The 16,895-nt window shown below is 29.8% G+C and carries 15 protein-coding genes; all 15 read right to left on the reverse strand.

Features of this window, described 5'->3' with window-relative positions:
• The 15 genes from KQI38_RS06525 to KQI38_RS06595 all read right to left on the reverse strand — a co-directional run bounded on the left by KQI38_RS06525 (nt 1) and on the right by KQI38_RS06595 (nt 16,848).
• Nucleotides 1–1,392, reverse strand: a complete 1,392-nt coding sequence (locus tag KQI38_RS06525) for a TldD/PmbA family protein (protein ID WP_216557149.1) — start codon at nt 1,390–1,392, stop codon at nt 1–3.
• Between the two features lie 206 nt (nt 1,393–1,598).
• Complete coding sequence (locus tag KQI38_RS06530) at nt 1,599–1,784, reverse strand: hypothetical protein (protein ID WP_216557152.1); 186 nt, start codon at nt 1,782–1,784, stop codon at nt 1,599–1,601.
• 56 nt (nt 1,785–1,840) lie between these two features.
• Nucleotides 1,841–2,383: a class IV adenylate cyclase gene (locus tag KQI38_RS06535; protein WP_216557154.1), complete on the reverse strand. Its 543-nt coding sequence runs from the start codon at nt 2,381–2,383 to the stop codon at nt 1,841–1,843.
• A 14-nt stretch (nt 2,384–2,397) separates the two neighbouring features.
• Nucleotides 2,398–3,123: a glucosamine-6-phosphate deaminase gene (nagB, locus tag KQI38_RS06540; protein ID WP_216557158.1), complete on the reverse strand. Its 726-nt coding sequence runs from the start codon at nt 3,121–3,123 to the stop codon at nt 2,398–2,400.
• An 11-nt stretch (nt 3,124–3,134) separates the two neighbouring features.
• A complete protein-coding gene (locus KQI38_RS06545) occupies nt 3,135–3,818 on the reverse strand; it encodes a metallophosphoesterase (protein WP_216557163.1) in 684 nt (227 codons plus the stop codon).
• An 81-nt stretch (nt 3,819–3,899) separates the two neighbouring features.
• Nucleotides 3,900–6,350 (reverse strand): ATP-binding protein, encoded by a 2,451-nt coding sequence (locus tag KQI38_RS06550; protein WP_216557166.1) that lies wholly within the window; start codon nt 6,348–6,350, stop codon nt 3,900–3,902.
• A gap of 2 nt (nt 6,351–6,352) precedes the next feature.
• Nucleotides 6,353–7,441, reverse strand: a complete 1,089-nt coding sequence (locus KQI38_RS06555; protein ID WP_216557169.1) for a metallophosphoesterase family protein — start codon at nt 7,439–7,441, stop codon at nt 6,353–6,355.
• Nucleotides 7,442–7,541: 100 nt separating this feature from the next.
• The gene (locus tag KQI38_RS06560; protein WP_094900872.1) at nt 7,542–8,150 is read right to left on the reverse strand and encodes a DUF3298 and DUF4163 domain-containing protein; all 609 of its coding nucleotides are present in this window, start codon (nt 8,148–8,150) and stop codon (nt 7,542–7,544) included.
• 65 nt (nt 8,151–8,215) lie between these two features.
• Nucleotides 8,216–9,151: a DUF5700 domain-containing putative Zn-dependent protease gene (locus KQI38_RS06565; RefSeq protein ID WP_216557172.1), complete on the reverse strand. Its 936-nt coding sequence runs from the start codon at nt 9,149–9,151 to the stop codon at nt 8,216–8,218.
• A gap of 67 nt (nt 9,152–9,218) precedes the next feature.
• Entirely contained in the window at nt 9,219–9,767 is a 549-nt protein-coding gene (locus KQI38_RS06570) for a hydrolase (RefSeq protein ID WP_216557175.1), read from the reverse strand.
• Nucleotides 9,768–9,783: 16 nt separating this feature from the next.
• A complete protein-coding gene (locus KQI38_RS06575; protein WP_216557179.1) occupies nt 9,784–10,716 on the reverse strand; it encodes a 1-phosphofructokinase family hexose kinase in 933 nt (310 codons plus the stop codon).
• A 129-nt stretch (nt 10,717–10,845) separates the two neighbouring features.
• Nucleotides 10,846–12,015, reverse strand: a complete 1,170-nt coding sequence (locus KQI38_RS06580) for an iron-containing alcohol dehydrogenase (RefSeq protein WP_094901008.1) — start codon at nt 12,013–12,015, stop codon at nt 10,846–10,848.
• A 50-nt stretch (nt 12,016–12,065) separates the two neighbouring features.
• Nucleotides 12,066–13,046: an MBL fold metallo-hydrolase gene (locus tag KQI38_RS06585; protein ID WP_338114448.1), complete on the reverse strand. Its 981-nt coding sequence runs from the start codon at nt 13,044–13,046 to the stop codon at nt 12,066–12,068.
• A 759-nt stretch (nt 13,047–13,805) separates the two neighbouring features.
• On the reverse strand, nt 13,806–16,217 hold the full coding sequence (locus KQI38_RS06590) for a homocysteine S-methyltransferase family protein (RefSeq protein ID WP_246565651.1): 2,412 nt from the start codon (nt 16,215–16,217) through the stop codon (nt 13,806–13,808).
• On the reverse strand, nt 16,171–16,848 hold the full coding sequence (locus KQI38_RS06595; protein ID WP_216557184.1) for a methionine synthase: 678 nt from the start codon (nt 16,846–16,848) through the stop codon (nt 16,171–16,173). The genes KQI38_RS06590 and KQI38_RS06595 overlap by 47 nt, the downstream gene beginning before the upstream one ends.
• Between the last annotated feature and the right edge of the window lie 47 nt (nt 16,849–16,895).

Raw genomic sequence — 16,895 nt, forward strand, 5'->3', positions numbered from 1 at the left:
TTATTCATCCCCCCTTCTTCCGCCAACTGTTATGGATTTTATCCTAAGAGGCGGCTGACCTAATCCCGCTGGTATAGAACCACTATCTGCACCACACATACCCTGTCCTAAAGATAGATCATTTCCTACCATATCAATAAGCTCTAATACCTTAATACCATTACCTATTAATGTGGCACCTCTTACAGGTTTTAAAATCTTCCCATTTTGAATTAAATAACCTTCCATAACTGCAAAATTGAAATCTCCTGTAGCGGGATTCACAGATCCTCCACCTAATTTTTTAGCATATAAACCTTTTTCAGTATTTGATATTATCTCTTCTAGACTTGAATTGCCAGCAGCTATATAAGTATTATTCATTCTAGAAGTAGGGGCAAATTTATAGGACTGTCTTCTGCCTGAGCCAGTGGAGTCCATATTCATTCTTCTACCATTTAGATTATCAATTAAATAGGATTTCAAAATTCCATTTTCTATAAGTATATTCTTTTGTGTTGGAGTACCTTCATCATCTATATTAGTAGTGCCCCATTCATTAATCATAGTTCCATCGTCTATTGCAGTTAATAAGGGTGATGCTACTAACTGTTCTAATTTATTAGCAAATACCGATGTACCCTTAGATACAAAAGCTGCCTCTAGTGCATGACCACATGCCTCATGGAATAGAACTCCACCAAATTCATTGTCCATAATAACTGGCATAACACCTGATGGACAATGCTCTGCATGTACCATAGTTTTAGCAATTCTTGAAGCTTCTCTACCTATTTCCTCTACATTAACCTTATCAAAAAATTCAAATCCCATAGATGCACCTGGACCATAATATCCTTCCTGCATTTCTCCATCCTTAGATGCAACTGATGAAACAATAAATCTAGTTCTAACTCTTTTGTCTTCGGCTATTAATCCATCAGTATTAGCTATCAGTACATTCTGCTCTTCATCAAGATAACTTACCATTGCCTGTGATATAACAGAATCGTAATTTTTTGCAGCTTCATAGCCCCTTTTCATTAAATCTATCTTTTCTTTCTTTTGAACAGTTGATGGCATTATTTTAATTGGGTTATAATTACTTACATTAGATTTTATATAATTCAACCTTAAATCAACTGCTGTCCCCTGTAAAGCAGATGCTGCTTCTTTAGCAACTTTTATTAAATTTTCCTCTGTAGAATCATTCGTAAAAGCATAAATACAATTTAATTTATCGAATATTCTAATGCCTACTCCATAGTCCCTACCAGAAATATTATTTTCAATAAGTCCACCAACTAATTTAATACTAGAATTGTACTTATCTTCAACAAAAATTTCCGCAAAATCTCCACCTTTAGACAAAGCTGCATAAAGTACATTCTCTATTACATTTTTTTCTAACAAAAAAATCCCTCCCTTTATTTGTATTTATCATTATTATACAATATTATTTCGGGACTGGAAATAGTTTTTTGAAAATAAAAAAGGCTTCTACGTAAACACTGGTACGTTAAGGAAGCCTTTTATGAAACTCAGTTATGTCAATGTTAGATTAAGATTGAATATAACTTTCCTATATGTCATGAAAAACATTAGATATTCTGCCCTTCTTAAAAGAAATCACCTAGGAAGAATAATAGTATAAGTATCCATATTATGCCGCCATCTCCAAATATTCCCCCAAATCCTCCGTCGCAGCGATCTCTATCACAGTCATCATTAAATAGTAATAGGAATATAAATATAATGATTAGTATCATACTGTTATCTTCGCCACCAAACAAACCATTTAACATAAAAACAACCTCCCTATATTAGACTAATACATATTATTCTTATAGGGAGGTTTTGGTTACAATAGGTTCTTTTCCTTTCTAAGCTCTACTATGGATTTGGTAGAAATATTTTCCTTTGGAATATTGAGTAACTTAACTATATCTTCAAGTTCATCTTCATCATTAACTTCAATCTCCATATAAGGATAAGGGTAAGTTAAATCATCCCATTTATCTAAATCAAATCTTGCATTATTTAAAATATAAGAAGTTCTTTCCTTAAAGCCTTCTTGAATAACATAATATCCTAAGGATTCTAGGATTTCCAACATAGCATTTTTATCGGATATATCTGTATTAATTTCAATATTCTCTCGAATACCTTCTCTATTAATGTTCTTCTTCATAGTTAATGTTAGCTTAGTATCTTCAGTTAAAATTGATTTAGTTTCTCTTATTCTTAAATAACTATCTAGCTTGCTTTGAATAAAACTTTCTTTAGAATCAATTAATGTATTTACTTGAAGTTCTTTATCTATTAATGTAGCACCTAAAGACATCAACTTTGATTCCATCTCTTTTAAATCCATGTTTAAAACTTTTACTTCAAGTTCCTTCATCTTCATTTCCTCCATTAGCCATTATAAGCTTCTTCATCAACTATAATAGTTACATCTGGATGAAGAAGTAAAAAAGATACTGGAAACATAGTAGTAACCTTATTATCATTTAATAATCTTTTTATAACCGGCGCCTTTTTTTCTCCACTGGCTAAAAGTATTATTTTCCTTGCTCTTAATATACTCCCCATCCCCATTGTTATAGCAGTCTTTGGTACTTCCTCCATTGAATCAAAAAATCTAGAATTTACCTCTATAGTATTCTCTGTTAGTTTAACAACAGATGTACCTGCAGATAGAGCCTCATCTGGCTCATTAAAAGCTATATGCCCATTTTCACCTATCCCAAGTACTTGAATATCTATTCCACCAGCTTCATTTATCATTTCGTCGTATCTCTTACAATATTCCTCAATATTCTCTGCCTTTCCATCAGGAACATGAGTATTTTCCTTATTTATATTGATATACTTGAAAAGTTCGTTATCCATGAAATATGCATAACTACTTGGATGTTCTTGAGAAAGTCCAACATATTCATCTAAATTAAATGTTTTAACTTTAGAAAAATCCAATCCTTCTTCTTCATATGCTCTTATCATCTCTTTGTACATACCAATTGGTGTACTTCCAGTAGCTAACCCTAATACAATATCTGGCTTACTTGCTATGGATTCTATAAATATCCTTCCAGCTGTCTTACTTATTGCCTCATAATTTTTTTCAACTAATACTTTCATATTTTCACTCCCTACAATATTTTTTTTGGAATAAAATCGATATAATCACTAGATATACAGTGAACTTCAATTCCTTCAACTACTCCTTCAACAGCATATTTATGTCCTTCAGAATGTAAATGTCCATATACACAAATATCACCATTATATTCTTTTACTATATCAATAAATCCATTTGGACTACAATCAATATTAAATGGTGGATAATGTAAAACCACTATGATTTTTTCCACACTTTCCCTTAAAGAATCTAAAGATAGTTTCAATCTATTTAATTCTCTATTAAATACCTTATAATCTTGATCTTCAACTGTATCCACATCTATAGATGACCATCCCCTAGTGCCTACAATTCCAATGTTATCATATATATAGCTGTTATTCTGAAGAAAGTTAATTGTTTTAAGTCCAAGATTATTTAACTTTCTTAAGCTATTCCACCAATAGTCATGATTTCCTTTTATAATTATCTTTTTTCCAGGTAATTCATCTATTTTCAATAGATCTTCATAGGCTTCTTCAAGTTTCAATGCCCAAGATATATCTCCAGCTAACAACACTAGATCGTCTTCCTTTATATTAGTCCTCCAATTATCTATTATTTTTTCTTCATGATTTAACCAGTTATCACCAAATATCCCCATGGGCTTATCACCAGTATTATCAAAATGTAAGTCTCCAATAGCAAATATCAATATACCACCTCAGTTAATGTTGTTGATGAACATTAAGTTATAACCTAGTGTTTTCAACGTATTCTTAGTTAATGTAATACTTTACTTTAAGTTAATTAAATTGAACTTAGCTCCCAAGTCTTCTAATGCCTTTTTCTCACGATTATGACAAGTAAATAAAATAACCTGCCTTTCATTTCCAATATCAGTTAAAAATTCTATGATATTTTTAAGTCTGCTATCATCATATTGAATAAAACAATCGTCTAAAATTAAAGGTAATTTATTATCTACCATAGAATTAATTATCCCAAATCTAAGAGAGAAATACAATTGATCTATTGTTCCACCACTTAAACTATTTATATCTATTATTTCCCTGGTAATGGGATTTTCAACACTAATGTTTAAGGATTCACTAATCTTAATATTATTGTATTTTCCTTCTGTAATTTTTTCAACTATTTTACTAACCTTTTTATTTATTTCCGGAGTAAACTGACTATGAATATCCCTTGATAATTCTTCAATAGCCTGAGCTGCAATTTCAAGAGATTTATATTTATTTTCTAATTCTTCCTTATATTTTATCTTTCTCTCAATTTCCTCCTCTATTACAACCAACCTTTCCATATCTTTACCTAGGATATTAAGATTCTCCTCTGCTCCCCTTAGTGCAATTTTTATATCTGAGATATTCTCATTAATTCTATCAATTTGATATTTTATTTGATTTTTATCCATATCTTCAATGCTATTATTTATATCTAAATAAAAATTACCAAGTTCAGCGATTAGATCCTCTATTGTATGTTGTCCCAATACCTTCCTAAGAATTTCCTTCTTCCCTTCTGATTCTCTAATATATTGTTCATACATATTTCTTTTATCTAAGCTATAATTAAACTCCTGGATATCCCTAACATTATTTTCAGTAAATATCGCTTCAAGTGTAATTAAATTCTGTTTTTTATTAAATTCATCTTCATAAATTCTATCTAGTAAGAACTCTCTCTTAATTTTCAGTTCATTGTATAACTCAATCTGTTCCTTTTGTCTATAATGTTCAATTTGTAATCTATCTAATAATTTCTTAAATTCCATTTTGCCCGTAGTATTATATTTTTCCAATAAACTTTTTTTCAATTTTTCTATTTCTTCAATTCTAGATTGTTTTTCTTTCTCTCTATTATATATATCTTCTATTTTTCTACTTATATCTTCTATAATATATTTGAGATTATTAACTTTATTAGTATAATAGCCTCCAATGGAACCGAAGACTATAAATAAGATACCAATTGGTAAATACTTTTTAGTAATTATGGCTATAATTGTAGCACCAAATGCAATTACAGCTAATATAATGGAAAAAATTTGAATAACTTTATACTTTGAAGATTTACCCTTAAGTTCTTTATAATCTCTTTTTAAAAATTCTATTTTATTATCTTCTTTATTATAGAAAATTGTATTTTTTTCTTCCTCTAATTCCTCATAATAGTTATAGTCCTTACTTATTTCTTCAATTTTCTTCCCATAAATATCATTATATCCTTCGTTATCCATAGATTGTAATCTATTTTCTATATTTTCTAATTCAAATTTAGATTGAACAATATTCTTGTCTATAAAATCAATGGCATTACTTAGGTTAATACTTTCCTTGTATTGATCCATAGATATATTGGCATAACTTGATAATTTGTCTATTTTTGAATTTAAATTTGCAATCTCATCTGACAGTATCTTAGCCTCTTCTAATGTCCTTGCCTTTTCTAATATTTCAACCTTTAATAACTTTTCTCTTAATCTAGATAAATTTCTCATTTCTATTTCCAAATTATTATTTAATCTTATTTTCTCTTCTAGATAAGATTGGTAAGCATCCTTTTCTGAAAGTATATTGCTTTTTTCCTCTTGGAGTCTTTCTATATCTCTAAGATTTTTAGCATAGGGTTTTGTTGATGCTCTATCAGTTCCAATTTCCCCCATTCTTACTTTCAACTCAGATATAGCCTTATCAACTGATATATTATCATCTAGAGTTGTGGTAACATTAATTAACTTTTCCGTCACTTCAGCAGCTAATTTATCATCTGTCTTTGTACCTAATTGTTTAATAAATATCGTATTAGAAAAAACTCTAGTATTAAAACCAAAGAAATGAATACCTGGCTGCAGTACTCTCCCTGAACCAGCCTCTATATTTTTAGTGATATCTACTCCAGTAGTTTCATCTAAAACCTTTGTATTCTCTTCTCCTTTAGTAAAATTTCTTTCGATTCTATAGAACTTCCCATTATATTTAAAGCGTATAATACCTGCATATCTATTGTTAGTCCAAGGATTATACTTCTCGTATTCTGGCAAATAATCTGTTCTCTTTATATTGCGCTTCAAAAAACCATAAAACATGCCATCAATAAAACTATGCAAAGTTGATTTGCCTGCTTCATTTTCTCCATATATAAGATTGATACCATCTTTCAAAACTATATTTTTATTTTTAAATTTTCCAAATCCAATTAAATTAAGTTCTTTAAGAAGCATGTCTAATTTCTCTCCTTTAAGAGTACTTCTAATCCCATATATAAAGCATCCTTTACTATAGGGTTGTCCAAATTCTTCTTTTTCATAGAATCTATAAATCTTCCAATTATATTTCCTTGATTCTCCTTTTCTAACTGTTCTAAATCATAGTCTAATATAGTGTTGTTGACTAATTCTATATGATAAAAATCATTGTTCAAATCTTTATTTAAATTTTCAACTACAATATCTTTTTGAATAAATCCCTTAAGATTTATTCTGTAGAAATCTATCTTTTTATTTCCTATACTAGCATTTCTTATCTCATTAATTATATCAGGATAACCCATATTTTCATCTATTATTACTTCAGTTTCAATAAATCTTCTTTTACTAAAAGGAACAAATTCAAATTCTATTTTTTTATTATTTATCATCCCTTCAATTATACCTCTTTCTCCTAGTTCTCCAAAGTCCAATGGCTCTGGGCAACCTGAATATGCAATTTTTTCAGATATAATCTGAGGTTTATGAATATGCCCCAATGCTATATAATCCATATTTAAATTATTTAGCTCCTGAAGATTTAAAGGAAGATAAGATGAATTGTTGGATATATCACCATGTAATACTAATATATTATTCTTTGTATTATCTAATTTATTTTCTAATCCATTAAATAAATTGTTTGTACGAATTTCAACAGTATCCCAGCTGTATCCATATATTACTGTGTTTAAGTCCCCAAACTCTTTTTTATTGATTCCTTCTCCATCAAAAATAGTAACATTACTGGTCCATTCAACTCTAGTATATAGGGATTTTCTCCCCTTAAAATCATGATTTCCAGCTGATATGATTATATTAACATTCTCTGCAGTTTTAAAAGTATCTCTTACCCTAGTAATATCCCCTATAGTAAAATAGGCTTCTTCGAATAAATCTCCAGCAATTAATAAAAAATCAACTTTATTATCCTTAGCATATTTCACTATTCTTTCAAATGTAGACCATAATTCGTTTCTTCTTTCTATTGCTTTTTCTTGTTGGAAAGAAACATTTTTAAACTTTAGACCTAGGTGTAAATCTCCTGTATGTATAAACTTAACCAAAATATCCCTCCTCCAAATTATGGTACTAAAATTATATCATATAATTACAGATAGATACTAATTAAAAAGAAAAGCCAGCTTAAAAAGCTGACTTCATTATTTAAGATATCATTCTCCCTAATGGTCCATTTTCATCTATAATATCTTCTATTTCATATATGGAAATAGGAAAGTAAAGTATTCCATATACATATGGTGCTATTTCATACTCTTGAAAGAATATAGTTAAGGACAAATCAGCTATATAAAAATCTTGATTCGGCTTTATATGTTCAAATTCTCCTAAGGTCTGGATATCTCTATCCTCAATTTGTTCCTTAACTTCTTCAGACAGAACTTTAATATAATCTGAACCCGGCTTAAAAAGCTCTGGTAATTCATATAGTTTCCCAGTTTCTATATCAAATGTCAATCCTTTGACTATTGTTAAGCCATGGGCTCCACCAGAAAAAGCATAGTTTATTAAAGTTAAGGAGAGTATACCTTTTTGATTATTTTTAAGTTCCCATGTGCCTGTTATCTGCGTTTCTGGGTTATCATAATACCCTTGTTGATTTATTTGATTATACATTACTTCTAATATTACATCATTAATCTTGTCCTCCACATATATATTTTCCAGCCCATATACTTGAGGATAATATATTTCAAGCCTACGCATATCTAATTTTAAGGTTTTTATTTCAACGGGAAAAATATTTTCATTCATGATTTTCACTCCTTTTTTATTCGTTAATATAAAATATGCATTATTAAGGAGTTAGTGCTGATTTTTTATAACTGTAATAACCAGCCTTCAATTTCTTTAGTGAATCCTGAATTATTTCCTGTTTGTCTCATAGCTTGAATATATGATTTTATTGGTTTTTTATAATCGTACTTTTCTATCCAAGGTAACAATATTTCCTTACCATAAAAATCATATAGTGAACTTGCTATATAATAACCCAAAGAATAAATATCTAGCTTTTCCATTTCTAGGTAATTTATATTACCTTCTCTTATCCCTAACAAAATATAGTTTAGCTGTGAAAACTTTTTACCTATTAGCTTCATCTTTTCCTTGGTAATGGTTCCTATAGGATCATCTTTTTCTAAAATGCTACCATGCTGTATTAGACATGCAGTCCCTTCTTCTAATATTTTTCCTAAAATTTCATAAGTATATCTATTATTAATATTATCAATGAATAAATTTTTAAATTTATTATTTAAAGAAACTAATCTACAATGAAATAATTCATGGCTAATCACCTTAGTAAATTCATCTAAGTCATTAAAATATTTTATGTAATTAATAAAAATATCTTTTCTATATACTGTAAAACCTCCATCTATACCTCCTGCATAAAGATAAATATTAGGTTGAATTTTTATATTTTTAGGAATAAAATTATATACCTTAGATAATGATTCATTTATAATCGTCTCTCCATTCTTATCTATATATAGTAGTGATTTCTTTAATCTAGATACATCTTCTCTTAATATATAAAAATCATATATATCCTTATACTCATTGTCTTCTTCTAATTTTATTAATTCTGCTATTATCTTTGATTTACTTATATCTCTATTGAAGCTCTTTTCATGATCTATAAATCCCTTTGTACCCTTTGATTTTGTAAACTTTATTAAAGTATCATAATTTAGGTAATCATCTTCAAATATTTTTTCTAATAATTTAATTCCCTCAATATTAATTTTCACAAGAAACTCCTCTCCTAAAGCGTTATACTAAATATATATGGCTTTAAAAGAGGAGTATTCTTTATTATTATTTAATTAATTTAGACAATACTTTAAATTCTGGAGTACCAGCAATTTTAAGAAGATCAAATACAATTGCTTCAGTATTTGATATAACTGCTCCAACATCTTTCATCAGTTCTAATCCATTTAAAAAGTTTTCTTTAGTTCTTGAACATACAGCATCTCTTGCAATAAATACCTCATATCCATTCTCTATTAAATCCCTAGCCGTTTGAAAGACACATATATGGGTTTCCATCCCTGTTATAATTACTTTTTTTCTACCAGTAGCATCTAATGTTTCTTTGATTTTACCTATATATGCAGAAAAATTAGTTTTTTCAAATGCCTCCATATTATCTACAGCTTCCTTTATCTCAGCTACTGTAGGACCTATTCCCTTCGGATATTGTTCTGTAACAATAATAGGCACGTTCATTTCTTTAGCCGCAGTAATCAATATCTTTGTGTTATCGATTACTTGTTCCTTATACTTCATTATAGAAGCTAATTTCTCTTGAATATCAATAATAAGTAATGCTGTGTTATCTCTGTTTAATGTATATCTATCCATTACACCACTCCTCTACTTAATAATTAATAGGATAAATTTCTATTTGACTCATAAGTCTTTTAATATCACTTGCTTCAATCTTCATTATATCTGATTCTAAATTAGATACAATATTAAATGCTTGTCCTAATCTTATGGTCATTTCAATGTCATAATTTCTATTGATCCCTAAGGCAAATCCCGCTGACATACCATTATAGTCTATATTAGCTATTGTATTGCCTAGATAAGGAATCTCCACCCTATAACCTCTATCTTGTCCAAGTACTAAACTTCCTCTATTTTGTAAATCTATAACTATAAACTCTACACCTCTGTCAAGGATATATCTACCGGATTTAATTATTTCATTTTCGAAATGTAAACTTACTTTAAGAATATCTTCAAGTTCTCTTTGATTAAGTATTACCATATAAGGAGTAGCATCAATTCCATAGGATAATCCATCTTCTCCTATATCTAGGATAAATTTTTTTCCCCTTTTATTAGCTAAGGTTATTAAGTCAAAGTAAATATCCTTTGGTACACCTTGGGGAAGAAGAGAACCTAATCCACAGATAATATTAGCTCTTTCAATTAGCCGAGAATATAGCTCATAAAAACTCACTACTTCCTCTCGAGTAATCCTAGGTCCTTCTTCTAATATAGTGGTATCATTCTCATTATCTTTTAATCTAATTATTGTTCTAGTCTCCTCTTTTATAGGTATAAATTCATGTGCCATCTTCATTTCTGTTAATCTTTTATGAAAATATTCTCCATTTACTCCACCAAGAAATCCAGTAATGAAAGAATCTTCATTAAAGGCATCTAATAAAATTGAAGAAATGAAAGCTTTTCCACTAGGGTTACAACTAAAGGATTTAGTGTTATTGTTCTTGCCTAGATATACCTTGTCTAATGTATAATTTCTATCCAAATTAGGATTCAAATCTATGTTTAAAATCACATTCTCCCCCCCTTTTATAGTGAATAGTGAATAACTAATAGTGAATAACTAATAGCTGAAAAGATTAAAAGCCCTCAATGTTTACCCCAAACTATTCACTCTTCACTATTCACTGTTTTTTCACTGCCTCTACAGTGCTTTCTTATAGATACTCAACACATCTTCATAGTCTAAGGCCTTGAAGTTGCCAACAGTTCCTCCGACGTAATCTATTACATCTCTAGCCATGATCTCAAGTTTGTGTTCATCTATGCCTACTTCTCTGAGGGTCATTGGAATATCCAAGGATTTGAAAAACTCACTAGTCTTTTCAATAGACATCTTAGCTATTTCCATATCATCAAGACTTGAATCTATATTCCATACATTTACACCATACTCTACAAATTTCCATATAGTATTTTCATCTAATACATGTTCCATCCAATGAGGTGTTAGTATTGCTAATCCTATACCATGTGTAATATCATAGTATGCAGATAGTTCGTGTTCTAATGGATGAACTGCCCAAGCAGAGTCTTTTCCATATCCTAATAATCCATTTATAGCTAATGAAGAGGCCCACATAAGGTTTGCTCTTGCCTCATAGTTTTCTGGCTCATCTATAGCAATTCTACCATATCTCATACAAGTCTTCAGAATCGATTCTGCCAATCTATCCTGTAAATATGCTCCTTTTTCATTGCTAAAATATTCTTCAAAAGTATGGCTCATAATGTCAGCTACACCAGATGCTGTCTGATATTTTGATACAGTATAGGTATATGTTGGATCTAAAATTGAAAACTTAGGAAACATTCCAGAGTGACCAATTCCATATTTTTGATTAGTTTCCATATTACTTATAACAGCACCAGCATCCATTTCTGAGCCAGTAGCTGCTAATGTAAGTATAGTTCCAATAGGTAATACTTTTTCGATCTTTGCTTTACGAATTACTAAATCCCACGGATTACCATCATAATAATATGCAGCAGCTATAACCTTACAGCAATCTATAGTACTTCCTCCACCTACAGCTAAGATAAAATCAATATTATTATCTCTACATATCCTTACGCCTTCAGCTACAGATTCTACTCTTGGATTTGGCTCTATTCCAGAAAGCTCATAATAGGGTATATTATTCTCTCTTAAAATCTCAACCACCTTGTCATATAGTCCAATCTTTTTAATACTTCCTCCACCATAAGCTAAAAGCACCCTAGAGCCATATTTCTTTATCTGTTTTCCTAGAACTTCTATTTTCCCTTCACCAAAGAAAATTTTAGTAGGAATATTATAGTTAAAATTAAGCATATCATCATCTCCCATATAATATTTATCTTACTATTAATACCCAAAGAAATCTATTTTAACTTAAAAAACAGCTTTCCTTCTCTTAATTCTTTATTTAGCTTGCCTGTACAATATAAATGTTCTAGATGTGACATAGCTTCACCTGCCGCAAACCATTTCTGTGGAATAGGAAAATCCTCCCAACCCCTAGCTCTAATACTCCAATGCATCTGTGCAGCTACATCTCTTACAGATAATTCTCCATCCTTTAATATATGAACAATTTCACCAAGTCTTTCTTTATGATGGAATATTAATTCATTTATTCGTCTAGTATGATCTCTGATTATATTTCTATGGGCAGAAAATAAATAATCTATATCATAGGAATATACTTTTGCTAAACTATTAAAATATGTTGCTAATATATTCTCTTCAAATCCCCAAAACCCTATATTAGGTGTAATCTTATCTAATATATGATCACCACAGAAAAATAGCTTATGATTTCTTTCATACAGTCCAATATGTCCTGGAGTATGTCCTGGAATATCGATTACTTCAAAAAAATATATTCCTACCTGTATGCCTTTTCCTTCTTTCAAGTAGGTAAATTCCACAGGCTCTTTTAAACAATATTTATATCCTGGATGTTCAGAAAAGGTCACCTTATCTCTTTCTAAATCAAATAAAATCTTAAATTCTTCAAACCTTTCCCAATAATCAATTCCTGTCATTTCATTAATTAATCTTCCATCTATTTCACCTGCATAGATTTTTACTCCTGCTTCTTTAAATATGGAGGCCATTCCTGAATGATCTGCATGTAGATGGGTTATAAACAGTTCTGTATCTTTTATATCTATATTCAGTTCTTCTAACCCATTGAAAAGAGCATCAATACATTCCTCTCTATTAAATCCAGTATCTATTATCAGAGATTTATCGTTACCTTTTATTACATAGGAATTTAATGCCTTTAAAGGATTGTTAGGTAGTACCACTTCTATCATATATATATCCTCATATACCTTTGTAATCAATTTTTTCACCCCACCTTAGTATATTAACTATATGATATTTTTTTATTTATGTATTGTCAAATGAATTTAAAATAGGGACACTAATATGTCCCTATTATCCTACCACACTTATTTATTAACTACATAATTCTATCTTAAAATTCTATTTTATTCAAAATTCAATGACTAAAAATCATACTATCTCTAACCCTTATATAGATGAGCTATTTATATCGATAAATTTTCCAATTCCTAGCCTATTGAACCTAGAAAATCTTTCCGTATGAATTTTATAATACACCCAAAATATAACTTGTGTTAGTATATAGTTATGGACACAAAATTAAGTGAGCCAGCAGTTCAGAAAAATTATTAGATTCCCAAGAATCACCTACGTCTGATAGGCAAAAAACAAACTTGGAAATAACCTGTAGAATATGAAGAAACATATAAAATATTGAGGAGGATATTATGGATTATATTGAGTTTATTTGGGGGATATTAGTTATGCTTATTATTTTCATAGTGTTAATAAATTTTTGGATGAAAGTTTCAAATTTTATTGGGGAAAAGCTTGTTAAAATGATTATCTTTTTTATAAGCTCACTAAAAAACAAAAAAACATAGATAAGCAATTAATATTTTTCTAGTTAATTTACAGACTATCTATTGCTAGAAGGTATTTATTCGTATGTGTTATATATTGTTCTTATTAGTTTTATTGTTTTCCATAGTCATTGCTTTTTTGAAATAAACTGAGCACTCATTTCTCACTCAGTTTATTTTATTCTACCCTAATACCTTCCTTGCTATGGTTACAGCATCCCTTGCATCTTTAGCATAGAAATCTGCCTTTATCATATTAGCATAATCCTCATTTAAAACTGCCCCTCCAACCATAACTACAAAATTGGAATTTTCTTTTTTTAAAGTCTTTATTGTATCCTCCATATTCTTTACTGTTGTAGTCATTAAAGCGCTAAGTCCTATGAGCTTAACATCATTTTTAATTGCTTCTTCTATTATCTTTTCCTTGGGTACATCCTTTCCTAAATCTATAATTTCGTAGTTATAATTCTCTAATAGGACCTTCACTATGTTTTTACCTATATCATGGATATCCCCTTTTACAGTGGCTAGTATTATCTTACCTCTAGAGATTGAAGTTTCTGATTCCTCTTTTAGATGTTCCTTTATGATTTCAAAGGAGTTCTTTACAGTTTCAGCTGATCGTATTAACTGAGGAAGAAATATCTCCCCCTTTTCATATTTGTCCCCCATCAAATCCAGTGCAGGCACTATATATTCATTGACTATATCTAGGGGTTCCCTATATAATAGTAGATTTCCAGTTACACCTTTAGCTTCTTCTCTAATTCCCTTCAATATTATATTAAACAAATCTTCTTCACTGGTTTTATAAATCTCTTTGAAATCACTCCTATTCTTTATGTTTTCGTAGGAGTTAATATATTCTTTAGCTCCTTTGTCATCATTCCATAATACTCTAGATGATATTATTGTATCCATCATTTGCTTATTCATTGGATTTATTATCGGTAAATCCAAACCTGCATATATACTTGATGCCAAGAATGTTCTATTTAGTAATTCTCTATTTGGCAGTCCAAACGACACATTAGATACCCCAAGTACAGTCTTTACTTTTAATTTCTCCTTTACTAATTCAATAGCCTTTAATGTTTCCTTTACACCTTCTTGCTGTGCTGCAGCAGTTAATGTTAGACAGTCTATATAGATATCTTCTTTATCTATCTTATACTCCTCTGCTCTTTTCACAATTTTTTCTGCAATCTTAAACCTCTCTAAAGCCGTCGATGGTATTCCTCTTTCATCTAATGTAAGACCTACCACAGAAGCACCATATTTCTTTACTATAGGCAGAATATTATCTAGACTTTCATCTTCTCCGTTTACTGAATTAACTATAGCTTTACCATTATAAACCCTTAGTCCCCTTTCAATAACTCTAGGATTAGTAGAATCAATTTGGAGAGGAACATCTAGAATAGATTGTATTTCTTTAATAACTCTAACCATAGTTTCTTCTTCATTTATCTCTGGCAACCCTACATTTACATCTAAGATATCTGCTCCTGCTTCAACTTGAGCTATGGCTTCTCTTAATATATAATCTATATCTCCTTTAATTAAGGCTTCTTTGAAAAGTTTTTTTCCTGTAGGGTTTATCCTTTCACCGATTACCTTTACTCCATCAATAACTACTGCATTTGTAGGAGTACATATACCATTTATAGGATAATATTCTCTGTCTTGTGCTACTATATTATTTAAAGAACTAACCAAAGTCTCTATATGTTTATCCGTCGTTCCACAACATCCACCTATAACCTTTACACCCTTTTCTCCAAATCTCCTTACATATAGAGCAAATTCTTCTGGAGAGATATTATAAACTGTATTTCCATCAACTATAGATGGCAGTCCTGCATTTGCTTGAACCATAACTGGTACCTTAGAAATCTTTAATATTTCATCTACTATAGGTTCTATTTCTTTAGGACCTAACGAGCAATTAACTCCCAATGCATCTACTCCTAATCCTTGCAGTACCATGACCATAGATATAATATTGCAACCTGTAAAAGTTCTTTTATCTTTTTCAAAACTCATAGTACAAAATACTGGTAAATCTGAATTTTCCTTAGCTGCTAATATAGCTGCCTTTGCTTCATATAAATCTGTCATAGTTTCTATCAGTATTAGATCTACTCCGTTTTTTACCCCCTGAATCACTTGATCTTTAAAGATATTATAAGCATCTTCAAATCCCAATGTTCCCATAGGCTCTAATAACTCTCCAATAGGTCCTATATCTAAAGCTATATATACATCTTTTCCGTCAATAGCTTCTTTTGCATTTTTAACTGCCCTATGAATTATTTCTTCAACAGTATAACCACTATTTTTAAGTTTAAGTTCATTGGCACCAAATGTATTAGTAGTTATAATCTTTGAGCCTGCTTCTATATATTTCTTATGGATTTCAACTATTATTTCAGGTGATTCAATATTTAATTTTTCTGGTAATTCACCTATCTTTAGTCCTCTGCTTTGAAGCATAGTACCCATAGCTCCATCAAATATTATAATTCCTTCATTTAAAAAATCTCTAAGTCCCACATCTAGCATCTCCCTTACTAAAATTACATGTAGCATATTTATTACAGTTTAAACAGGTAATTTCTTCTGCCTTACTATCTATGTCTATGATTCCTGCTATTGCTGTAACTGATTTTCTAGGTATTAATATACTTTCAGATGAAGCCATAAGTCCCATGAATTTTTTTGCTCCCAATACTTCCAAAAAATCACTTTGGATATTCAATGGAAAGTCTCCATAGCCAGGACTATATCTAGAAGTTAATTTTTTATTATCTTGGGCTATAATATCACTTATATCTTTACATAATCTATTACATATTTCTTCAATAGCAGCAGTAGCACAAGCATCCAATATCAATGCCTTTGTCATATTAGTTTTTTCATAGTACCTTATTTTAGTATCCACATCATGACCTAAAGTTGCAGCCATTAGTACACAAGACTCTGATTTGTTTAAATGTTTCTTAATATCATTTCCTATTAGTTTTAGACTGCTATTATCTAACAATAGCTTACCCTTCCTCTTTGAAATACAAAAAAATCTATAAATATATTTCTCTTTCTTTAAATAATTTATTTCATCTATAGATTCTTCGATTATCATATTAGTAACACTGTCTATTTCTTGATTCTTATATCCTAAATATCTTAAAATTTCAGTCTTATTTCTTTCAATTCTATCCATGAATTATCACAACCTCTTTATATCTTTATATTAAATGAAATTTACAG

Source organism: Tissierella carlieri (assembly GCF_018917285.1).
GTDB lineage: Bacteria > Bacillota > Clostridia > Tissierellales > Tissierellaceae > Tissierella > Tissierella carlieri.